Source organism: Enterobacter cloacae complex sp. SYL001 (assembly GCF_049237025.1).
GTDB lineage: Bacteria > Pseudomonadota > Gammaproteobacteria > Enterobacterales > Enterobacteriaceae > Enterobacter > Enterobacter intestinihominis.
On record NZ_JBMKJI010000002.1, the window covers coordinates 27491 to 50006 of the forward strand.

Consider the following 22516-nt stretch of genomic DNA (forward strand, 5'->3'; position numbering starts at 1 on the left):
CTTCGCTTACCGGGCCTACGATACCGTGTAGGCCGGGTAAGCGGCTTAGTGTTTACCGCATCGCACGTCTCAAAATACGCTCCGCCTGACGCTGGAAGTCAGCGGCCGTCTCTTCCACGGTTTTCTGGCCGTAGTCGATATACTGCAAAGAAGTACCGAACTGCGCCACAATCTGTGGGTCGTCAAAGTATGGCGAGACGGTGAGTTTCGCCGGCAGCGACTGCGCCAGACGCAGGCCTGCCACGGAAGGATCGTCCTCTTTAATGGTGCCGTCTTCAGTCAGATACTGCACCGCTACTTTGCTCAGCGGTACGCCACGCTCAAGGCCCAGCGTATCGACCCCTTCTTTGCTGTTGAGCAGGAAATTAATCAGCTTCGCCGCCGCTTCCGGGTTTTTGGTCGACTTACCAATCGACAGCATTTGCGCCGGTTTGAAGAACAGGCCCGCGTCGGTGGCGCCCGGCAGCATTGGGTAGCTGCCCAGCTCCAGTTTCGCCGGTGGCTTCAGGTTGTCGGAATATTTGTTGATGGTGGAGTTCCACATATAGGTGCCGCCCCATTCTCCCTGGATCCACGGCTTCATCTCATACATGTTGCTCTTACCAAATGAGGCATAATATTTGGTGTCCGGCATGACGTGGCTGTCGATCAGCTTTTTGTAGGTCTGGAAGAACTCCACCCACTGTTCCTTTGTGTAGCTGAACTTTTTGGTTTTCTCATCCACCGCAGGAATGTTGTACTTCTGGATCATGTACGAATTCAGCAGCGCCAGCGTATCCTGGTGCTCCAGGATCACCGGATAGTATTGCTTACCGAGCTTGCTCTCGAAGGTTTTACCGGCCGCCATCAGCTCGTCCCAGGTTTTCGGGTACGCAATACCCGCTTTTTTCCAGGTTTCGTCATTGAAGTAGAACACCCGCGCCGTCACCGAGATCGGAATGCCGTTCAGCTTGCCATCCACGGTGGTGGTTTGCAGCTCTTTGGGATCGAACTGCGACAGGTCGATCACCTCCTTCAACTTGTTCAGATCGTAGAAGCCGTCACCGGTTTTGGAGAAGATCGGCAGCCAGTTCCAGTTCGTCTGCATTACGTCTGGCTCGGTTCCACCCGCAATCTGGGTGGTCAGACGGGAGAGGTGACCGTCCCAGCCGGTGTATTCCGCTTTCACGTTGATGTCCGGGTTCTGCTTATGGAACTCCTCCAGCGCTTTCAGGGTGACCTGGTGACGGCCGTTGCCGCCCCACCAGGACATCCGTAAATCCACATTCTGCGCCATCGATGGCAAAGCGGTAAGGCCCAGGGTCGCGGAGATAGCTGCGCTTAAAAGCACTTTTTTCATTTTTATCACTCCATCAGAGAGAGAGGTTCTGTTCAGTTTTTGCGTCAAAAATATGACACTTATTCATATCAAACGTGAAATACACCTTACGATGAAGTCCCTTATCAATCATTGGTTTAGCTTCATCGGAAGGGATTCTTGCGGTCAGTTCGTAGTCCGCGACCTTCAGGTACACAAAGAATTCGTGGCCCATGTTCTCAACGCGCACCATCTCCCCGCTACAGCCGCCGTTCGGGAAGGGCTCATCAGAGAGCGACACAAATTCCGGGCGCACGCCGAAGAAGATCTCCTGACCCGCGTAAGCGGCGACTTTCTCCTGCTTCTCCGCGTTCAGCGGCATGGTTTCATCACCAATGGCGATGTTCAGCTGTCCCGCTTTTTCGACCAGCACGCTTTTGCGTATATTCATCTCCGGCGCGCCGATAAAGCCCGCCACGAACATATTCTTCGGCTTGTGGTAGAGATTGTCCGGCGTATCCACCTGCATGATATGGCCGAGCTTCATCACGCAGATGCGGTCGCCCATGGTCATCGCTTCGGTCTGGTCGTGGGTCACGTAAACGGTGGTGGCCGGTTTTCCGGATTTCTTCAGCTGCTTATGCAGGTCGGAAATACGGATACGCATCGAGGCGCGCAGTTTGGCGTCGAGGTTTGAAAGCGGCTCATCGAACAGGAACACATCCGGTTTTTTCACAATCGCACGGCCTACCGCCACGCGCTGCGCCTGGCCGCCGGAAAGCTGGCGCGGCAGGCGGTCGAGCAGCTCTTCAAGCTCAAGAATTTTAGCGGCTTCATTCACCTGGGACTCAATCTGATCTTTCGGCAGCTTGCTCAACTTGAGGCCAAAGGCCAGATTCTCGCGCACCGTCATGTGTGGATAGAGGGCGTAGTTCTGGAACACCATCGCAATCCCGCGCTCTTTCGGCGCGAGGTTGTTCACGATCTTGTCGCCGATACGCACCTCGCCGCCGCTGATGGTTTCCAGTCCCGCCAGCATGCGCAGAGTAGTGGATTTGGCGCAGCCGGATGGTCCGACGATCACCATGAATTCCCCTTCGGCGATTTTAAGATCGATAGCGTGTACCGCTTTAAAACCGTTGGAGTAGACCTTTTCCAGCTTGTTGAAAATAACTTCAGCCATGGTATTTCCCTCTTAACCTTTAATTCCGCTGCTGGTGACGCCCTGTACGAAGTAGCGCTGTGCCAGGAAGAAGACAATGATGGATGGCAGAATGGAGATGCTCGCCATTGCCAGAATTTCGTTCCACGGCGCCCCTTCGGTGACGTCGATGGACATTTTCAGCGCCAGTGCAATCGGGTATTTATCCACGCTGTAGACATAAATCAGCGGCCCGATAAAGTCGTTCATGGACCACATGAACTGGAACAGGGCGACGGAGATAATGGCCGGTTTAAGGATCGGCACAACCACGTACCACAGCACCTGAAGGGAGTTACAGCCGTCAATCTGCGCCGCCTCTTCCATGTCACGCGGGACGCCGCGCAGGAACTGGATCAGCATGAAGACGAAGAACCCCTGGGTGGCGAAGGCCAGCGGCAGGTACAGCGGCATATAGCTGTTCAGCATGCCCATTTCACGGAACATCAGGTACTGCGGGATCAGCAGCACGGTGCTGGGTAGCAGCATGGTGGTAATGAGCGTGGCGAACCAGAACTTCTTCCACGGGATCTCGAAGCGGGCAAAGCCATACGCCACGATGGTGGAGGAGATAATGGTCAGGATCACTTTCGGGATCACATACTTAAAGGTGTTCAGCATGTAGTGGCCGAAGTTGTACTCGGTGCCGGTTTTCCAGCCGTTGATGAAGCCGTCCCAGGTGGCATGGGCAGGCCACAGGCTCAGGGTGGTGAAGATCTCGTGGTTCGGTTTGAACGACGCGGAGAACATCCACACCAGCGGGTAAAGCATCAGCAGGCCGACAAACAGCAGGATCGCATAGCGAACGGTGGCATTGATTTTCTCTCTGCGCAGCGTGCGGGCTACTTCGCGTTCGGCGATGCTTCTTGCCGTGGAGAGTTGTTGAATATCAGCCATTTTTGCCTCCTTTATCGGCGGAGTAGAACACCCAGTATTTCGACGACTTAAAGGCGATACCGGCGAAGACGGCCACCACCAGGAACAGGATCCACGCCAGCGCCGCGCCATAACCCATATCGAAATACTTAAACGCGGTGTCGTAGATGTAGAGCGAGAACAGGTAGGTCGAATAGGTCGGCCCGCCGCCGGTGATCACGTACGGCCCGGTAAATTCCTGGAACGCCTGCGTGGTCTGCATGATGAAGTTGAAGAAGATCACCGGCGTAATCAGCGGCACGGTCACCTTCATGAACATCTGCCATTTCGATGCGCCATCGATCATCGCCGCTTCATACTGGGACTGCGGTACGTTTTGCAGCGCGGCCAGGAAGATGACCATCGCGGAACCGAACTGCCAGACGCGCAGCAGGGTAACGGACATTAGCGCCAGTGACGGTTCACCCAGCCAGTTCACCGGGTCAAAACCAAATACGCCGATAAAGCTGTTCAGCAGGCCATCGATGGCAAATAAGGCGCGCCACAATACGGCAATGGCGACGGAACTGCCGAGGATCGACGGAATATAGTAGGCAGTACGGAAAAATCCGATGCCGCGTAATTTAAAGTTCAGGACAAAGGCAATCCCTAATGCGAAGGCGAGCTTTAACGGAATGGTTAAAAATACGTATGCAAAGGTCACGCCCATGGATTTCCAGAAGAGCGTGTCTTCGGTAAACATGTAGCGATAGTTTTCGATGCCGTTAAACACCGGCGGACTCATCAAATCGTAATCCGTAAAGCTGAGGAAAAATGATGAGACGAAGGGGAATGCCGTAAAGAGTATCAACCCGATGATGTAGGGTGATATCCATGCGAGCCCCAGCAGCTTGTTTTCATTCATACATACCTACCTGGCGATCAATGGTTTAAAACGGAATCAGCTTTGTTACATCTTCCCAGGCCAGCATCGCGCGGCATGAGAGCTGAGTTTTAGGGTGCAATATCTGGCGTCGGCTAAATATAAAATTGTTTTTTAACGCCTTTTTGCCTTCCTCTTTGCGCTAAATGCGTTGGGTTTCAAAAGAGCTGAACCGCCGTTCTTGGATACTAAAACATCGTTTTATTTTATATTATTGCGATTTATTTCTGCGTCATTCGCTTAATGATGGAAATGTGATCAGCGTCGAAACGCTGTTTCAATATAGTGAGGGAGGTGGCATTTTTGCCTTTTCACGGACGTTCGTCGGGGCTGCGAGGAGGCGATACGAAGCACAAGTGGAAACGGGAAAAACAATAGTCACGCAGCGTGGCTAACTACCAGATCTGATAGCAGGTCTACAGATGTACCAATTCGGCATTCAGATAATTCTTACATTCTTGTATGATTTCTTAAACCGGAACCAGTCAGGCAGAATTTCACTGCATCCTTAAAAGAAGAACAGTTATGTCAGCAATGGATTTCAAACAACATACGGATCTCAACTTTCCTCACTATGCTCCCCCGGCGGTCAGCGCTAAAGAAATAGATCTCCTGGGTCTGCTGGACGTCCTGCTGGCAGCAAAAAAACGCATCATTACCATTGTGTTTGCATTTGCACTGGTCGGCCTGGCAATCGCCTTCCTGATACCGCAAAAATGGACCAGTAAAGCGGTCATTACGCCAGCGGAACAGACGCAGTGGAGTTCGCTGCGCCAGATGATGGTGACGCTGCAGGTGCTTGATGTGGACGTTAAAGTTACCAGTGCGGATGTATTTAATCTGTTTATCAAAAAGTTTCAGTCTCAGTCCCTGCTTGAAGAGTACATGAAGAGCTCTCCTTACGTGATGGCTCAGCTCGATGGCGCCGAGGTTGACCCGCTGGAGCTGCACCGCGCGGTGGTCAATATCGCCGAAAAGATGAAGGCTATTGATAACACCCAGGAAAAAAATGCTGATAAAGCACCGTATCTCTCCTGGACGTTAAGCTTCACTGCCCCAACGGCAGAGGACGCGCAGAAAGTGTTGAATGGTTACATTCAGTACATTTCCCGCATCGTCGAGCAGGAGACCATGCAAAACATCCGCGATCAGCTGATCCTGAGAACCAAAACGGTTCAGCAGCAGCTGGAGCTGGATCGGGTTCGACTGACCAATATCCACAATACCAACCTGCAACGCCTTAACTACTCGCTGGAAGTGGCGAACGCGGCAGGGATCAAAAAGCCGGTTTACAGTAACGGACAGGCGGTGAAAGACGATCCGGATTACTCCGTCGCGCTCGGCGCGGACGGGATTGCGCAGAAATTGCAAATTGAAAAAAATCTGAAGGATGTTTCTGAGCTGAACGCCGATTTCCAGAACCGCGAATACTATCTGGCGCAGCTGCAAAAACTTTCCTTCGAAGACGTGAGCCTGGAGCCGTTCAAATACCAGCTCTCTCCTTCTATGCCGGTGAAAAAAGATGGCCCGGGCAAAGCACTGATCGTGCTGCTGGCGGGTATTCTGGGTGGGCTGTTCGCCTGTGGCAGCGTGCTGCTGCGCGAAGCAATGCGCTCCCGCAACCCGCTGCCGGAACAACTTCCTGAGCCGGTTACGGAATAACATGAAAAAAGGCGCTCTGATGAGCGCCTTTTTTTATTTCAGGAAATCCTCGCGTACCGGCGTAAAGGTATCCAGCAAGGTGCCGGGTTTGAGGCAAACGCAGCCGTGCATCACGTGCGGCTTTTTATAGAGAGTGTCGCCCGCCGTTACCACATGCTTTTCCTCGCCAATGGTGAACTCAAATTCCCCCGAGAGAACGTAGGTGAGCTGCTCATGCGGGTGGTTATGCAGCGGGCCAATCGCACCTTGCTCGAAATTCACTTCCACTGCCATCATCCTGCCGTCGTGCGCCAGAATACGACGCGTCACGCCGTTGCCCAAATCCTCAAGCGTGGTCTCTTTATGGAAAATAAACATATTTTCGCCCTGTTATGTAATGAAACGTTGTTTCATTTAACTTATCTCAGCCGCAGCGAAAAGAAAACGTTTAGCCAAATAACTGGAAAGGCGATCACAAGTTTGCTTCACTGGGTGAAACGTACAGGAGGAAAGATGAAAACGATCGGTCTGTTAGGGGGCATGAGCTGGGAATCAACGATCCCGTACTACCGCCTGATTAATGAAGGCGTCAAACAGCGTCTGGGCGGTCTGCATTCGGCCAGCCTGCTGCTGCACAGCGTGGATTTCCATGAAATAGAAGCCTGCCAGTCGAGCGGGGAGTGGGACAAAGCCGGGCAAATGCTGGCAGACGCCGCACTTGGCCTGGAGCGTGCGGGCGCGCAGGGTATTCTGCTGTGTACCAACACCATGCATAAGGTGGCGTCGCATATTGAAGACCGCTGTTCGCTGCCGTTCTTACATATCGCGGATGCCACCGGGCGTGCCATACGTGCCGCCGGCATGACGCGCGTGGCGCTGCTGGGGACGCGCTACACCATGGAGCAGGATTTTTACCGCGGGCGGCTGAGTAGCCAGTTCGGGATTGAAAGCCTGATCCCGGAGGAGGCAGACCGGGCGCGCATTAACCAGATTATTTTTGATGAACTGTGCCTCGGCACCTTCAGCGAAGCTTCGCGCGCCTGGTACGTCAGCGTGATTGAGAAACTGGCGCAGCAGGGGGCGGAAGGAGTCATCTTCGGCTGTACCGAAATTGGCCTGCTGGTGCCGGCAGACCAAAGCCCGATACCGGTCTTTGATACCGCCGCCATCCATGCCGCGGATGCGGTGGAGTTTATGCTGTCATAAAGGTTTTTGCAGGTCAGGTAACCGAAGCGCCACCTGACGCGCGTGCGCAATCAGGTGTTCACTAAAGGCATCAACCAGCGCTGAGGCGGGCCGGTGCAGCGGGCGGATCAGGCTTACGGTAAAGGGAACGGAAACGCTAAAACGGCGCAGAACCACGCCGCTGCTGGCGTAGTCCATAGCCGTGAGCGGGTTCACCACCGAAATACCCACGCCCGCGCGCACCATCGCGCAAATTGATGCCGCACTGTGCGTTTCCATCACCATCCGCCGCTTCACCTGATGTTCGGCAAACAGGCCATCCAGAAGCTGTCGGTAGCTGTCGGTCTGCGACAGGCTGATATAGTTCTCACCGTGAAAATCTGCCGGGGTCAGAACTGCTTTGAAAGCAAGCGGGTGGCTGGCAGGCAGCACGCAGACCTCATCCAGCGAGAGCAGCTCCGTGCGTTCCGTTCCCGCTGGCGTGACGAGGGTTTCGGTCAGACCCAGATCGTGGCGCTGGGCCGAAAGCCACTCCTCCAGCAGCGGCGACTCCTGCGGCACGATGGTCAGGCTGACCTCCGGATAGCGGGCCAGAAACGGCTGTAGCAGTACCGGCAGGAACGACTGAGAAAAGACCGGCAGGCAGACGATGGACAGCTCGCCCTGGCGAAACTCCCTCAGGCTCTCCGCCGCGCTCACGATCCTGTCCAGCCCGTACCAGGAGCGCTGAACCTCCTCAAAAAGACGTAAACCCTGCACAGTTGGATGCAGCCTGCCGCGGGTGCGTTCAAACAGCTTCAGCCCCAGCACTTTCTCAAAACGCGCCAGCTCGCGGCTGACCGTCGGCTGCGAGGTGTGCAGCATCTGCGCGGCTTCAGTGAGATTGCCGGTGGTCATCACCGCATGAAAAATCTCGATATGGCGTAGGTTAACGGCGGGCATAGGGCACCTGATGGCTGAGCGTGGTCCATATCATTTTTGCATAGACTCACGATAAAACGATATTTTTTATTCTCTTCAGGCTGTGGCGTAATGATAAAAAACAGAATACCGGAGACGACCATGCCACGCCCGCTCAACCAGACCGAAACCGATTTAAACGCCGATAACCTGCTGCGCCTGCCTGCCGAATTCGGCTGTCCGGTGTGGGTCTACGATGCGCAGATTGTTCGCGAGAAAATCGCCGCGCTGCATCAGTTTGACGTGGTGCGTTTTGCGCAGAAGGCCTGCTCCAATATTCATATTCTGCGCCTGATGCGCGAGCAGGGCGTGAAGGTTGACTCCGTATCGCTGGGTGAAATCGAACGTGCGCTGGCGGCCGGGTTTGATCCAAAGGCCGATAGCGACGCGATCGTCTTCACCGCTGACCTGATAGACGACGCCACGCTGGCGCGCGTGCACGAGCTGCAAATCCCGGTGAATGCCGGTTCGGTGGATATGCTGGAACAGCTTGGGCAGGTTTCCCCGGGCCATCGCGTCTGGCTGCGCATCAACCCGGGCTTTGGTCACGGTCACAGTCAGAAAACCAACACCGGGGGCGAAAACAGCAAGCACGGGATCTGGTATGCCGATATGCCTGCGGCGCTGGAGGTTTTACAACGTTACAACCTTAAGCTGGTGGGTATTCACATGCATATCGGATCCGGCGTGGATTATGGCCATCTTGAGCAGGTCTGTGGCGCGATGGTGCGTCAGGTTATCGATTTTGGTCAGGATCTGGAGGCGATCTCCGCCGGGGGAGGGCTTTCGATCCCTTACCGCGAAGGGGAAGAGGCGATCGACACGGATCACTATTACGGCCTGTGGAGCGCCGCGCGTGACAGCATCGCCGCTCATCTGGGCCATGCGGTGAAGCTGGAGATTGAGCCGGGTCGTTTCCTGGTCGCCGAAGCTGGCGTGCTGGTGGCGCAGGTGCGGAGCGTGAAGGAGATGGGAAGCCGTCACTTTGTGCTGATTGATGCTGGCTTCAACGACCTGATGCGCCCGTCCATGTACGGCAGCTATCATCACATCACCGCGCTTGCCGCCGATGGCCGCGATCTGGTCAACGCCCCGCGCATCGAGACCGTTGTTGCCGGCCCGCTGTGTGAATCCGGTGACGTCTTTACTCAGCAGGAAGGCGGGAAAGTCGAAACCCGTTCGCTGCCAGAGGTAAAACCGGGAGATTATCTGGTGCTGCATGATACCGGTGCATACGGGGCGTCTATGTCTTCGAACTACAATAGCCGTCCGCTGCTGCCGGAAGTGCTGTTTGATAATGGCGTGGCGCGGCTGATTCGCCGTCGCCAGACCATTCAGGAATTGCTGGCGTTAGAGCTGGTCTGATTAAACCAGGGCCCTGTTGTCACCGAATCGCGTAACACCAGCGTGCCGGTGAACGGTGGGATGGCTTCAACCGGCTGGTTTTTTGCCAGCCGGATCGCCTGGTCGATCGCCGTGACGATCATGTTGTCGATCGGCAAATACACCGACGACAGGGCAGGCTCCAGCCACTTTGCGCTGGGGGCATCGTCAAAACCAAACAGCGAAATATCCTGCGGGATCTTCAGCCCGGCCTGGTGTAATGCTTTGGAGGCGCCCAGGGCCATATCATCATTACAGGCAAACAGGGCGCTGAACGATGTCTTTTCCGCAATCAGCTCCTTGCACAGCTCGTAACCCCGCGTCATGCCTGCATCGCCGTATTTAATCCGCCGCTCATCGAGACGAATACCGTGCTTCTCCAGCGCCTTACGGTAGCCCATCAGCCGCGCTTTACCCGTTGGGGTGTGGATCGGGACGGTGATACAGGCGATCTCCCGATGGCCCTGGCTTATCAGGTAATCCACCGCTTTGAAGGCTGCGTCCTGCTGTTCAAAGAAGACGCAGCGATCCGCCGCCTGGCTCACTTCGCGGTTAATGATCACCAGCGGCGTCTGCACGCTGTTGATCAGCTTCAGGATCGTCTTTTCGCTCATGTAACGCGTGTACAGCACGATGGCGTCGCACTTGCGGTCGGCGAGCATCTGCACCGCCAGTTCTTCCTGTTCAGGGGCATCGTGACCGTCGGTAACAATCAGCTGTTTACCGTGCGTTTCGGTCTGCCGTGACGCCTGCTGTAGCAAACGACCAAAGTAAAAACCGTCGAACGTCGAGACGACCAGACCGATGCTGTTGCTGGTCTGGTTAGCCAGCGAGCGCGCGAGAAAGTTCGGACGATACCCCAGCTCCTCCATCGCGCGAAATACCTGCTGGCGCGTGCTCTCTTTAACCTGACCTGTGCCGTTCAGCACGCGCGAAACGGTGGCCTTCGACACGCCCGCACGCAGTGAGACATCCAGCATTGTTGCCATTCGAAATTCCTGTTTCCACGTAATGGTTTGCAGTTTAACACAGACCATCCGGCGCATAAGCGACGTGGGAAGGACAAAACCCCATAACGATCACGCTTTTCAGTAACGATCCTCGCCCGCGAAATAAATGCCTGTCATTGGTATACCAAAATGGTGATAAATCATAATCTGGAATACCTCTAACGGCGTTGGGAGCTTAATCACAGAACAAATCGCCTGTGGACGCTATTTTTGGCATACCAATAGTATCCGGCTGTACACCTTATTCAATAAAAGCCCTTTTACTGAGGTATTACCCTATGGCATTTCAGGAAAAACTGATCGACGCTCTGGGCAGTTTTGCCACTACCTTCAACAGCTATCGCTATATCCAGGCGATCAAGTCTGCGTTTATTACCTTAATGCCAGTCATCATAGTGGGGGCGTTCTCGGTATTGATCTCCAATATGGTGCTGGATCCGAAAAACGGTCTGGCGAGCTTTCAGTCGCTGTCGTTTCTCGCGGCCTTAAAGCCGATCACCAGCGCGCTCAACTATGCCACGCTGAACTTTCTCAACATCGGCGCGGTGTTTTTAATCGGCATTGAGCTGGGGCGTATTAACGGCATTAAGTCTCTGTTCCCCGGCCTGCTGGCGGTGATCTGCTTTATCTGCGTGACGCCGACCACGGTGGAAATGCTGGTGGACGGTGAGATGCACGTGGTGAAAGATGTGCTGCTGCGCCAGTTCTCAGATACCCGCAGCCTGTTCCTCGGTATGTTTATCGCCATCCTGTCGGTGGAGATCTACTGCTGGCTGGAAAACCGCAAGGGGCTGAAAATCAGGATGCCGGACACGGTGCCGCCGAACGTTGCCGCGTCGTTCTCTGCGCTGATCCCGGCAATTATCACCACCACCGCCATCGCCACCTTTGGCTTCGTGTTTCATCAGATTACCGGCATGTATCTCTACGACGCGGTATACCAGGTGGTGCAACAGCCGCTGGAGCGCGTGGTGCAAAGCCTGCCGGGGATCCTGCTGCTGATGTTTGTCGCCCAGCTGTTCTGGGTGATTGGTATTCACGGCAACCAGATGATCAAGCCGATCCGCGAGCCGCTGCTGCTGGGGGCAATCACCGTTAACATGAGCGCGTTCGAGCAGGGCAAAGAGGTGCCAAACATCATCACCATGCCGTTCTGGGACGTCTATATGAGCATCGGCGGCTCCGGCCTGACCATCGGCCTGCTGATAGCCGTCATGATTGCCACCAAACGTAAAGAGATGAAGGAGATAGCCAAGCTCTCCATCGGGCCGGGTATTTTTAATATCAATGAGCCGGTGATCTTCGGTATGCCAATCATGCTCAACCCGATCCTGGCTATCCCCTTCATCATCACGCCGCTGGTGACGGGCTCGATTGGCTACTTTGCCACCGTGACCGGATTTGCCGGGAAAGCCGTGGTGATGGTGCCCTGGACCACGCCGCCGCTGATCAACGCCTGGCTGTCAACGGCGGGCTCCATGGGGGCGGTCATCACCCAGTTTATCTGCATCGTGACCGCGGTGATTATCTATCTGCCGTTTGTGAAAATTGCTTCACGCCGCGCAGAGCAGGCCGCACTGCAACAAGCCACCGATAACGCATGAGGATACGATGAGCACAAAACAGATAGCCATACCGCAAGATTTTATTCTGGGCGCGGCGGCATCGGCCTGGCAGACCGAGGGCTGGAGCGGCAAAAAGCCGGGGCAGGATTCGTGGATCGATCTCTGGTACATGAACGATCGTCACGTCTGGCACAACGGCTATGGTCCAGCGGTGGCAACCGACTTTATCAATCGCTTCCGCGAAGATGTAGCGCTGATGAAGCAGGCGGGACTGACGCACTATCGCACCTCGATCAACTGGTCGCGCTTTTTAACCGACTATGAAAATGCGACGGTAGATGAAGAGTACGCCGCGTATTACGACGCGCTGTTCGATGAAATGCACCGTCAGGGCATTGAGCCGATGATCTGCCTGGAACACTACGAATTGCCGGGCGTGCTGCTGGAGACCTACGGCGGCTGGGCGTCAAAGCACGTCGTCGAGCTGTTCGTTCGCTATGCAGAAAAGGTATTTGAGCGCTTTCACGGCAAAGTCACCCGCTGGTTTACCTTCAACGAACCGATTGTGGTCCAGACGCGCGTCTACCTTGACGCGCTGCGCTGGCCCTATGAGCAGAGCACCAGCACCTGGATGCAGTGGAACCACCATAAGGTGCTGGCGACGGCGAAAGTGGTGAAGCTGTTTCGCGAGAAAGGGTATGACGGCACGGTGGGCTGTATTCTTAACCCGGAAGTGACCTATCCGCGCTCCCGCGCGCCGCATGACGTGCGAGCGGCAGAGATGTACGATCTGTTCTACAACCGCGTCTTTCTCGACCCGCTGGTGCACGGGCGCTATCCGCAGGCGCTCTTTACCCTGCTGGCGCAGCATCAGGTGCAGTGGGACTACACGGCTGACGAGCTGGCGCTGATTGCCGACAACACCGTCGATGAGCTGGGCATTAACCTCTATTACCCGCATCGCGTCAAAGCCCCGTCCCGCGCCTGGCACCCGGAGACGCCGTTCCATCCGGCGTACTACTACGAGCCGTTTGAGCTGCCCGGACGGCGTATGAACACCTCCCGCGGCTGGGAGATCTTTCCGCGCATTATTTACGACATGGCGATGCGGATTAAAAACGACTATCGCAACATTGACTGGTTTGTGGCGGAAAGCGGGATGGGCGTGGAGAACGAAGCGCAGTATCGCAATCGTGACGGCGTCATTGACGACACGTACCGCATCGCGTTTATCAGCGAACATCTCTACTACACGCTGCTGGCGCGGGAGGCGGGGGCGAACTGTCACGGTTATATGCTGTGGGCCTTCACCGACAATGTCTCCCCGATGAACGCGTTTAAAAACCGCTACGGGCTGATTGAGATCGACCTTGAAAATCAACGCGCACGGCGGGCAAAGAAATCAGCGTCCTGGTTCCGCCAGCTGCGCGATGAGCGTGTGCTGACGCTCAGGGTAGACGATGAATGGAAGTAAGCCTTCTGGTAAAATAGCGCACAAACTGGCCGGGAGGACGTCCGGCCCGCGCATTAACTGAAAAACACAGGTGAAAACGTGGATAAGTCTGTCATCCTGCCGGAAAAAAAACAGTACCAGGAAATTGGCGAGGATTTACGGGCGCAGATTATCCAGGGGCATTATCCCGTGGGATCGCGTCTGCCGCCGGAGCGCAACATCGCCGAGACGTATGGCGTCAGCCGCACTATCGTGCGCGAGGCGCTGCTGATGCTTGAGCTTCAGGGAACGGTGGATATTCGCCAGGGGTCAGGCGTGTACGTGATGCGCATTCCGGAAGAGCATGAAAACGAGGAAGAGCGTTTTCTGAACAGTGACGTTGGGCCGTTTGAAATTCTCCAGGCGCGTCAACTGCTTGAAAGCAACATCGCTGCCTTTGCCGCAAAAATGGCGACACGGGCGGACATCGACAACCTGCGCCGCATTATCGAGCAAGAGCAACGGGCGATTGCCGTCGACGATCGCAGCCAGGACAACAACAAAATGTTCCACCTGGTGCTGGCTGGGGCCACACAAAACCAGATGCTGCTGGCGACGGTTGAGAGTGTCTGGCATCACATGGACAGCAGTCCGCTGTGGCAGCAGTTCAATGGCCATATCGCCAGCCGCGCCTGGCGCCTGAAGTGGCTCGGAGACAGGCAAACCATTCTCGCTGCGCTCCGCCGCCGCGACGTGATGGGGGCGTGGCAGGCGATGTTCCAGCATCTTGAAAACGTCAAAAAGAGCCTGCTTGAGCTGTCAGACGAAGACGCGCCCGATTTTGACGGCTATCTCTTCGAATCGGTCCCTCTTTTCCAGGGGAAGCTGGTGTGAATATACTGCCGCTTCACGCTGCGCCGCAGTTTACACAGCAGGTGATCGACTGGATCTGGAACGCGTTTGGTGAAGGTATGCCGCGTGCCTTTTTCCAGAGCATTGTCGAGCACAGCCTGACGCCGGGCGAGTTACCGCTCACCTTTATTGCTGTTGAGGAAGACCGGCTGTTGGGCACCGTTGGGTTGTGGCGTTGCGATTTAATTTCCCGGCAGGATCTTCATCCCTGGCTGGCTGCGCTGTATGTCGATGAAGCCGCGCGGGGAAACGGGCTAGCGGGAAAACTTCAGCAGCATGTTATCGGCTACGCGCGACGCGCCGGGTATCACGAGCTCCACCTCTGGTCTGCCTGCCGCGACTTCTACGAACGTTACGGCTGGCACTACATCGGTGATGCCCTGGAATACCCGGATAAAACCGTCCATCTCTATCGCTGTTCGCTCACGGCTTCCGCGGGCGATACCACCGAGTGACGGCGCACTAAGGTTGGGCTGAACAGGTGGGTAATTTCCGGTGGCGGGCGATGCTCGGCCAGCGCTAACGCCAGTTCTGCCGCCTGCGTTGCCATGGTCACAATCGGGTAGCGCACGCTGGTCAGGCGAGGGCGCACGTAGCGCGACACCAGCACATCATCAAAGCCAATCAGCGAAATTTCTGCCGGGACGTCAATCCCGTTATCATTCAGCACGCCCATCGCGCCGGCGGCCATGGAGTCGTTATAGCTGGCCACGGCGGTGAAATTCCGCCCGCGGCCGAGCAGCTCGGTCATCGCCTGTTCGCCGCCACTCTCATCCGGTTCTCCGTACGCCACAAGACGATCGTTGCACGGCAAACCGGCTTCGCGCAGCGCGTCGTAATAGCCCTGAAGGCGATCTTCCGCATCGGAAATTGGGTGGTTGGAGCACAGATAACCAATTCGGGTATGGCCCTGCTGGATCAGGTGACGGGTTGCGAGCCATGCGCCGTAACGGTCGTCGAGCGCCACGCAGCGGGTTTCAAATCCGGGAATAATACGGTTGATAATCACCATCCCCGGCATCTGTTTCATCAGATGGATCAGCTCGGCGTCGGGGATCATTTTGGCATGGACCACCAGCGCCGCACAGCGATGACGGATCAGCTGCTCAATGGCCTGGCGTTCTTTCTGTTCATTGTGGTAGCCATTACCAATCAGCAGGAAATTACCGGTGTGATAAGAAACTTGTTCTACGGCTTTGACCATCGCACCGAAAAACGGATCGGATACATCCCCGACCACCAGCCCGATGGTTTCTGTCGACTGTTGGGCAAGGGCGCGTGCGTTGGCGTTAGGGTGATAATTCAGGTTTTCCATGGCGTCCTGCACGGCCTGGCGTGATGCATCACTCGCTTTAGGGGAGTTGTTGATCACGCGGGAGACGGTCGCGACGGAAACACCGGCCAGACGAGCCACATCCTTAATTGTCGCCATTCAATACCTTCTTATAGGGGTAAGCGTTTACACCCTAACTAGTGTTGCGGAAAAGCGGCGCGCATTCAAGGGGAGCGGGTGAGCGTCCTCTGCAAACGTGAAGCAGAACATCCCTCGCGGTGTAATCGTTACACGGCCAGTCATGTCTGAATAATGTCAATCTGAACCTTTAGTTACACTTTGCCTCAGGCTGTTGCGATTGTCCGTTGGCAACGATGCGTTGTGAATTGCTAGAGTCGAGATCCCAGAGGTATTGATAGGTGGAATCAACTTCGGTTGATTAACACGATTTACACCAACCTGCGTTTTACGCAGGTTTTTTTTGCCTGTAAGTTCAACCTGTAACAGCAAAAGAGATTATTCACACCTGGTTGCACTTCGGCTCATTCCCTTGCGTTTTCCTGCTGGCGAAGCCTGTCGCCGGAGGCCACAATCAAGATCCCAGAGGTATTGATTGGTGAGAATTCCTGGTACGTTTTCGTACTCTTCACTTGCACCAACCTGCGCGGATGCGCAGGTTTTTTTTCGCCTCTGTTTTTGCTATCGCTCCCTCACTACTTCTCGTGTAATCTGCCACCATTTATACCTTTCACACTGGCTGGCAAAGGGAGTTGAAATGCTTTTTGGGTTCTTCCGCACACTGTTTCGTGTCCTGTTTCGCATTCGCGTGACTGGCGATACGCAGGCACTCTATGGCGAGCGTGTTCTTATCACACCGAATCACGTCTCTTTTCTTGATGGCGTATTGCTGGCGCTTTTTTTGCCCGTGCGGCCCGTCTTTGCGGTGTACAGCTCCATCAGTGAAAAATGGTACATGCGCTGGCTCAGGCCGCTGATTGATTTTGTCCCGCTCGACCCTACCAAACCGATGATGATTAAACATCTGGTGCGTCTGATTGGGCAGGGGCGTCCGGTGGTTATCTTCCCGGAAGGGCGGATTTCAGTGACGGGCTCCCTGATGAAAATTTACGACGGGGCCGGTTTTGTCGCGGCGAAGTCTCAGGCCACCGTCGTGCCGCTACGCATCGACGGGGCTGAGCTAACCTTTTTCAGCCGTCTGAAAGGGCTGGTGAAGCAGCGTCTGTTCCCGAAAATTACCCTGCATATATTACCGCCGACGTCACTGCCGATGCCCGAGGCGCCGCGCGCGCGCGACCGCCGTAAAATCGCAGGGGAAATGCTGCACCAGATTATGATGGAAGCGCGCATGGCCGTACGCCCGCGCGAAACGCTGTATGAATCGTTGCTGTCGGCGCAGTATCGCTACGGTGCGAAGAAAAACTGCATCGAAGACATCAACTTTACGCCGGATACCTACCGTAAGCTGTTGACCAAAACGCTGTTTGTCGGGCGTATCCTGGAAAAGTACAGCAAACAGGGCGAAAAGATCGGACTGATGCTGCCAAACGCGGGTATCAGCGCGGCGGTGATCTTTGGTGCCGTCTCCCGGGGCCGCATTCCGGCGATGATGAACTACACGGCGGGCGTGAAAGGGCTCTCCAGCGCGATTACCGCAGCACAAATCAACACCATCTTTACCTCCCGCCAGTTCCTGGATAAAGGCAAGCTGTGGCACCTGCCGGAACAGCTGACGCAGGTGCGCTGGGTGTTCCTGGAAGATCTGAAAGCAGACGTCACGACCGCCGACAAGCTGTGGATTTTCGCGCACCTGCTGATGCCGCGTCTGGCGCAGGTTAAGCAGCAGCCGGAGGATGATGCCATTATCCTCTTTACCTCCGGCTCTGAAGGCAACCCGAAAGGTGTGGTTCATAGCCACAAAAGCATTCTGGCAAACGTCGAACAGATTAAAACCATCGCTGACTTTACCGCCAACGATCGCTTTATGTCGGCGCTGCCGCTGTTCCACTCATTTGGTTTGACCGTGGGTCTCTTTACGCCGCTGCTGACCGGTGCCGAGGTGTTCCTCTACCCAAGCCCGCTGCACTACCGCATTGTGCCGGAGCTGGTTTATGACCGTAACTGCACGGTGCTGTTCGGGACGTCCACCTTCCTCGGAAACTACGCGCGCTTCGCCAACCCGTATGATTTCTTCCGCGTGCGCTACGTGGTGGCGGGGGCGGAAAAACTCCAGGACAGTACGCGCCAGATCTGGCAGGACAAGTTTGGCCTGCGGATTCTGGAAGGCTATGGCGTGACGGAGTGCGCGCCGGTGGTCTCCATCAACGTTCCGATGGCGGCGAAACCGGGAACGGTTGGCCGCATTCTGCCGGGGCTGGACGCGCGTCTGCTGGCGGTGCCGGGTATTGAAGACGGCGGACGTCTTCAGCTGAAAGGGCCGAACGTCATGAACGGCTATCTGCGTGTGGAAAACCCGGGCGTGCTTGAGGCGCCGACGGCCGAGAACGTCAATGGCGAGGTTGAAACGGGCTGGTACGACACGGGCGATATCGTGCGCTTCGACAATCAGGGCTTCGTGCAGATCCAGGGACGTGCAAAACGCTTCGCCAAGATCGCCGGGGAAATGGTCTCTCTTGAAATGGTCGAGACGCTGGCGACCGCAGTCTCGGCGGAGAAAATGCATGCGACCGTGGTGAAAAGTGATGCCAGTAAAGGCGAGGCGCTGGTGCTCTTTACTACCGACGGTGAACTGAAGCGTGATGCGCTTCTCAGGTATGCGCGCGAACATGGTATCCCCGAGCTGGCGGTCCCCCGTGATATTCGTTACCTCAAACAGTTACCGGTGCTGGGCAGCGGTAAACCCGATTTTGTGACCCTGAAGGGCATGGTTGAAGAGGCGGAACAGCATAATGCGTGAGTCAGTACACACTAACACTTCAATCTGGTCGAAAGGCATGATGGCGGTTATCGCCGCCCAGTTTCTTTCCGCGTTCGGCGATAACGCGTTGCTGTTTGCTACGCTGGCGTTGCTGAAAGCTGAGTTTTATCCCGACTGGAGCCAGCCGATCCTACAGATGGTGTTTGTGGGTGCTTACATTGTATTTGCGCCGTTTGTCGGCCAGGTGGCAGACAGCTTCCCGAAAGGTCGGGTCATGATGTTTGCCAACAGCCTTAAGCTTCTGGGCGCGGCAAGCATCTGCTTTGGTATCAACCCGTTTGTCGGCTACACGCTGGTGGGCATTGGCGCGGCAGCTTACTCCCCGGCGAAGTACGGCATTCTGGGTGAGCTCACCACCGGCGATAAGCTGGTGAAGGCCAACGGCCTGATGGAGTCCTCCACCATTGCGGCTATTCTCCTGGGTTCGGTGGCGGGCGGCGTGCTGGCAGACTGGCACGTGCTCGCCGCGCTTGGCATCTGTGCCCTGATGTACGGTGGCGCGGTGATCGCCAACCTGTTTATCCCCAAACTGGCCGTGGCGCGTCCGGGACAATCCTGGCGCTTCGGGCCAATGACCGGCAGCTTCTTTAACGCCTGCCGCGTACTGTGGCGTAACGGTGAAACACGCTTCTCGCTGATGGGCACCAGCATGTTCTGGGGGGCCGGCGTTACGCTGCGTTTCCTGCTGGTGCTGTGGGTGCCGGTGGCGCTGGGTATAACAGACAACGCCACGCCGACCTACCTGAATGCCATGGTCGCCGTCGGGATTGTGGTCGGGGCCGGGGCTGCGGCAAAACTGGTGACGCTCGAAACCGTTGCGCGCTGCATGCCTGCGGGGATCCTGATCGGCGTCGGCGTTCTGTTCTTCTCCCTGCAACATGCCATATTGCCAGCCTATGCCCTGTTGTTACTGATCGGCGTATTAGGCGGTTTCTTTGTGGTGCCGCTCAACGCGCTTTTGCAGGAGCGCGGCAAGCAGACCGTCGGGGCTGGCAACGCCATTGCGGTGCAAAACCTTGGCGAAAACATGGCGATGCTGCTGATGCTGGGGATTTACTCGCTGGCGGTAAAAGCAGGTGCGCCGGTTGTGGCAATCGGGGTGGGGTTTGGCGCACTGTTTGCGCTGGCGATTACCGGGCTGTGGGTCTGGCAGCGTCGGCGGTGATATCTTTGCCAGGTGGCGGCTCCGCCTGACCCGGCCTACGTTTCGTGATGTTGGCGGATTTTGTAGGCCCGGTAAGGCAACGCCTCCACCGGGCAAATCGTCAACTTAAGGTGCCGGGTAAGTATAAACCTGATGCACCGCTTCAATCTCCGCTAAGACCTCTTCACTCAGGTTCAGGTGGAAACTCTCAATATTGGTTTTCAACTGATCCATTGTCGTTGCGCCGAGCAGGGTACTTGCCACAAACGGCTGACGACGCACGAAGGCCAGCGCCATCTGCGCCGGATCGAGTCCGTGACGCTTCGCGATATCCACATAGGCCGCCACGGCTTTTTGTGTCTGCTCGCCGCTATAGCGGGTGAAGCGGCTGAAAAGCGTGTTACGCGCGCCAGCCGGTTTCGCGCCGTTCAGGTATTTGCCCGTCAGAGTTCCGAAGCCCAGGCAAGAGTAGGCGAGCAGCTCCACCTCTTCGTACTGCGTCACTTCCGCGAGACCCACTTCATAACTGCGGTTCAGCAGGCTGTACGGGTTCTGGATGGTCACGATCCGCGGCAGGTCGTGTTTATCGGCCAGATGCAGATAGCGCATTACGCCAAACGCCGTCTCGTTGGAAACGCCGATGTAGCGGATCTTACCCGCGCGCTGGCATTCCGTAAGCGCCTCCAGTGTTTCCAGCAGGGTGACGGCCGGAGCACTCTCGTTCCAGGTGTAGCCAAGCTTACCGAAGCAGTTCGTCGGACGCTGCGGCCAGTGCACCTGATAAAGATCGAGATAGTCGGTTTGCAGGCGCTTGAGGCTGGCATCCAGCGCAGCACGGATATTCTTGCGATCGAGGATCTGGTTAGGGCGGATCCCGGCATCGTTATTACGGGAAGGGCCGCTAACCTTAGAAGCGATGACCAGCTTTTCGCGATTGCCGCGTTTCGCCAGCCAGTTGCCGACATACGTTTCGGTAAGACCTTGAGTTTCCGGGCGGGGAGGAACTGGGTACATCTCCGCCACGTCAATCAGGTTAATGCCCTGGCTGACGGCGTAATCGAGTTGTGCATGGGCATCGGCTTCGCTGTTTTGTTCACCAAATGTCATGGTGCCTAACCCCAGCTGGCTGATCTCCAGAGCGCTATGGGGGATACGGTGATAATGCATAGCCGGTTTCCTTTTTTAGACATACAGACCGCGTCAGGAACCTCCCGACAAAGGAATATAAACATGGCAGAGGGAAGGCAAAAGGGGAAGGAAAAAATCAAAAAGGCCAGCAAGCTACTGACCTTTATCTGTTTAACGCTCGATGATCTGGGAGACTTCGTCGCGATTAATTTGCATTTGATTGCCTTCGCGATCGCGGTAACTCACCAGACCGGTATCGTCGTCGACTTCGGGTTTGCCATCGGTCAGGATCATACGACCATCTTTCGTTGACATGACATAGTCGCTGCTACAACCCGATACCGCAAACGCTAAACCGACTGCTGAGATAATTACTGCCCATTTTTTCATCGTTCTCATCCTCACCTGGCTCGTATCAAATCATAGTGTAGTAATAACCTGATATTACGACAGGTGAAAGGGGGGAAATCTTAAAAAGGAGGAGATTATGTTAGCCGGAGCGCAAAATTGGTAAAAAACTATGTTTTCAACAGGAAATGTCGTGCCAGCAGTGCACCGGTGAAATTCTTTTTAAGATAGAAGCCGCGCGGCAGCGTCAGGATCGGTTCGCCCTGTGCACCTACCGCTTCAGTGAGCGCTTTGCTGTTGGCGGCTTTGGGACGGAGTTGCAGCACTTCGCCATGCCGGGCGGTGATCTGCTCAACCTGTCCCAGCACAATCATGTCCATCAGCTCTTCCCAGTCCTGGGAAAGCTGTCTTTCTTCTTCTTCATCCGGGCTCCAGAGCAGCGGGGCGCCAACGTGACGCTCTGCCAGCGGGATCTGCCTGTCACCCTCAACGGGTACCCACAACACCCGCTTCAGCTTATGCCTGACGTGGCTGGTTTCCCATGTCACTCCGCTATTACCCGTTAGCGGCGCAACGCAGACAAAGGTAGTTTCCAGCGGCCGCCCCAGGCTATCAATGGGGATCGTCTTCAGTTCCACCCCCAGCGCCGCAAAATCTTGCTCGGGTTTACTGCCCGCGCTTGCGCCCAGCCAACGTTCAAGCAACACGCCGATCCAGCCTTTATCGCGCTTCAGATCGTTGGGTATCGTCAACCCCGCCATCACGGCCAGCTCGCCCAGTGCATAGCCTGCCAGACGTTGTGCCTGCTGGAACAACTGGGCTTCACTGACGGGAGGAGAGAGCAGTGGGGCGAGAGAATGCATGCTGACAACCTTTTGGTTAAAAAATGAACTGATATTTTATCCCTTGTGGATAGAGTTTACTTTTTTCTGAGTATATATTCCATGTGGATGATTTATATTATGTTTTTTACGAATGTATCCCGTCGCGCCATGGCAAAAAAACAGGTTGTGCAATTCTGGTCACTGACAATAAACAGGATCTTACACCATGTTATCCACAGAAAAATGGGATAACTGCGAATAACCGCCACTACTGTTTCAATTTACAGCCTTGACGTGCGATGAAAATCGAATTTTCACACAAATTGTGCCTAACTTATTGGCACAATCTGTGGATAAAACCGACGCTGTTCGATCTTTCATCACCAGGAAGATCTTTGATGTGACGATCGTCACGTTAATCGCCTTTGATACCCTAAGTTTACGTTTAACTAGATGAAT

At 55.5% G+C, this 22516-nt stretch carries 20 protein-coding genes; 9 read left to right on the forward strand and 11 right to left on the reverse strand.

The genetic code is table 11. The features are described from left to right. Positions 1 to 52 precede the first annotated feature (52 nt). The 4 genes from ACOTZP_RS03450 to ACOTZP_RS03465 are packed head-to-tail and all read right to left on the reverse strand — an operon-like array spanning position 53 to position 4278. The gene (locus tag ACOTZP_RS03450) at positions 53 to 1339 is read right to left on the reverse strand and encodes an ABC transporter substrate-binding protein (protein ID WP_023298522.1); all 1287 of its coding nucleotides are present in this window, start codon (positions 1337 to 1339) and stop codon (positions 53 to 55) included. Between the two features lie 13 nt (positions 1340 to 1352). Continuing rightward, positions 1353 to 2480, reverse strand: coding sequence for an ABC transporter ATP-binding protein (locus ACOTZP_RS03455; protein WP_271074799.1), 1128 nt, complete (start codon positions 2478 to 2480; stop codon positions 1353 to 1355). Positions 2481 to 2492: 12 nt separating this feature from the next. Further along, the gene (locus tag ACOTZP_RS03460; protein ID WP_022649251.1) at positions 2493 to 3395 is read right to left on the reverse strand and encodes a carbohydrate ABC transporter permease; all 903 of its coding nucleotides are present in this window, start codon (positions 3393 to 3395) and stop codon (positions 2493 to 2495) included. After that, on the reverse strand, positions 3388 to 4278 hold the full coding sequence (locus tag ACOTZP_RS03465) for a carbohydrate ABC transporter permease (protein WP_003862825.1): 891 nt from the start codon (positions 4276 to 4278) through the stop codon (positions 3388 to 3390). The genes ACOTZP_RS03460 and ACOTZP_RS03465 overlap by 8 nt, the downstream gene beginning before the upstream one ends. 543 nt (positions 4279 to 4821) lie before the next feature. Between ACOTZP_RS03465 and wzz(fepE) the strand changes: the two genes are divergently transcribed. Further along, complete coding sequence (gene wzz(fepE) / locus ACOTZP_RS03470) at positions 4822 to 5958, forward strand: LPS O-antigen length regulator Wzz(fepE) (protein ID WP_069596923.1); 1137 nt, start codon at positions 4822 to 4824, stop codon at positions 5956 to 5958. 33 nt (positions 5959 to 5991) lie between these two features. On the opposite strand, the gene ACOTZP_RS03475 is transcribed toward wzz(fepE), so the two are convergent. Further along, entirely contained in the window at positions 5992 to 6315 is a 324-nt protein-coding gene (locus tag ACOTZP_RS03475) for a cupin domain-containing protein (protein WP_022649249.1), read from the reverse strand. A gap of 135 nt (positions 6316 to 6450) precedes the next feature. On the opposite strand from ACOTZP_RS03475, the gene ACOTZP_RS03480 reads away from it, so the two are divergent. Continuing rightward, a complete protein-coding gene (locus ACOTZP_RS03480; RefSeq protein WP_023306862.1) occupies positions 6451 to 7143 on the forward strand; it encodes an aspartate/glutamate racemase in 693 nt (230 codons plus the stop codon). Here ACOTZP_RS03480 and ACOTZP_RS03485 read toward each other — a convergent pair. Continuing rightward, on the reverse strand, positions 7138 to 8064 hold the full coding sequence (locus ACOTZP_RS03485) for a LysR family transcriptional regulator (RefSeq protein WP_022649247.1): 927 nt from the start codon (positions 8062 to 8064) through the stop codon (positions 7138 to 7140). The two genes, ACOTZP_RS03480 and ACOTZP_RS03485, sit on opposite strands and share 6 nt — an antisense overlap. A 120-nt stretch (positions 8065 to 8184) precedes the next feature. Between ACOTZP_RS03485 and lysA the strand changes: the two genes are divergently transcribed. Beyond that, complete coding sequence (gene lysA, locus ACOTZP_RS03490; protein ID WP_017692727.1) at positions 8185 to 9447, forward strand: diaminopimelate decarboxylase; 1263 nt, start codon at positions 8185 to 8187, stop codon at positions 9445 to 9447. On the opposite strand, the gene ACOTZP_RS03495 is transcribed toward lysA, so the two are convergent. After that, complete coding sequence (locus tag ACOTZP_RS03495; RefSeq protein ID WP_022649245.1) at positions 9417 to 10454, reverse strand: LacI family DNA-binding transcriptional regulator; 1038 nt, start codon at positions 10452 to 10454, stop codon at positions 9417 to 9419. The genes lysA and ACOTZP_RS03495 overlap by 31 nt on opposite strands. Before the next feature lie 299 nt (positions 10455 to 10753). Here ACOTZP_RS03495 and ACOTZP_RS03500 point away from each other — a divergent pair, with 299 nt between their 5' ends. The 4 genes from ACOTZP_RS03500 to ACOTZP_RS03515 all read left to right on the forward strand — a co-directional run bounded on the left by ACOTZP_RS03500 (position 10754) and on the right by ACOTZP_RS03515 (position 14839). Next, positions 10754 to 12079, forward strand: coding sequence for a PTS sugar transporter subunit IIC (locus tag ACOTZP_RS03500; RefSeq protein WP_003862812.1), 1326 nt, complete (start codon positions 10754 to 10756; stop codon positions 12077 to 12079). Positions 12080 to 12086: 7 nt separating this feature from the next. Continuing rightward, the gene (locus tag ACOTZP_RS03505; RefSeq protein WP_023298517.1) at positions 12087 to 13514 is read left to right on the forward strand and encodes a glycoside hydrolase family 1 protein; all 1428 of its coding nucleotides are present in this window, start codon (positions 12087 to 12089) and stop codon (positions 13512 to 13514) included. Between the two features lie 78 nt (positions 13515 to 13592). After that, entirely contained in the window at positions 13593 to 14366 is a 774-nt protein-coding gene (locus ACOTZP_RS03510; RefSeq protein ID WP_058671145.1) for a GntR family transcriptional regulator, read from the forward strand. Then, positions 14363 to 14839, forward strand: coding sequence for a GNAT family N-acetyltransferase (locus ACOTZP_RS03515; protein ID WP_032626051.1), 477 nt, complete (start codon positions 14363 to 14365; stop codon positions 14837 to 14839). Before ACOTZP_RS03510 ends, ACOTZP_RS03515 begins: the two co-directional genes overlap by 4 nt. Here ACOTZP_RS03515 and galR read toward each other — a convergent pair. Then, complete coding sequence (galR, locus tag ACOTZP_RS03520) at positions 14794 to 15816, reverse strand: HTH-type transcriptional regulator GalR (RefSeq protein WP_271074796.1); 1023 nt, start codon at positions 15814 to 15816, stop codon at positions 14794 to 14796. The genes ACOTZP_RS03515 and galR overlap by 46 nt on opposite strands. A gap of 616 nt (positions 15817 to 16432) precedes the next feature. Here galR and aas point away from each other — a divergent pair. Beyond that, complete coding sequence (gene aas, locus ACOTZP_RS03525; RefSeq protein ID WP_063150163.1) at positions 16433 to 18592, forward strand: bifunctional acyl-ACP--phospholipid O-acyltransferase/long-chain-fatty-acid--ACP ligase; 2160 nt, start codon at positions 16433 to 16435, stop codon at positions 18590 to 18592. Beyond that, positions 18585 to 19778 carry a lysophospholipid transporter LplT gene (gene lplT, locus ACOTZP_RS03530; RefSeq protein WP_022649240.1) on the forward strand — a complete coding sequence of 398 codons (1194 nt, stop codon included), beginning with the start codon at positions 18585 to 18587 and terminating at the stop codon, positions 19776 to 19778. Before aas ends, lplT begins: the two co-directional genes overlap by 8 nt. A 105-nt stretch (positions 19779 to 19883) precedes the next feature. Here lplT and ACOTZP_RS03535 read toward each other — a convergent pair whose 3' ends face one another. From ACOTZP_RS03535 to mutH, 3 genes are all read right to left on the reverse strand, one after another. Next, a complete protein-coding gene (locus ACOTZP_RS03535) occupies positions 19884 to 20924 on the reverse strand; it encodes an NADP(H)-dependent aldo-keto reductase (RefSeq protein ID WP_015571754.1) in 1041 nt (346 codons plus the stop codon). 132 nt (positions 20925 to 21056) lie between these two features. Next, a complete protein-coding gene (locus ACOTZP_RS03540) occupies positions 21057 to 21275 on the reverse strand; it encodes a YgdI/YgdR family lipoprotein (protein ID WP_003862794.1) in 219 nt (72 codons plus the stop codon). 128 nt (positions 21276 to 21403) lie between these two features. Further along, complete coding sequence (gene mutH / locus ACOTZP_RS03545) at positions 21404 to 22096, reverse strand: DNA mismatch repair endonuclease MutH (protein ID WP_271074794.1); 693 nt, start codon at positions 22094 to 22096, stop codon at positions 21404 to 21406. Positions 22097 to 22516 lie beyond the last annotated feature (420 nt).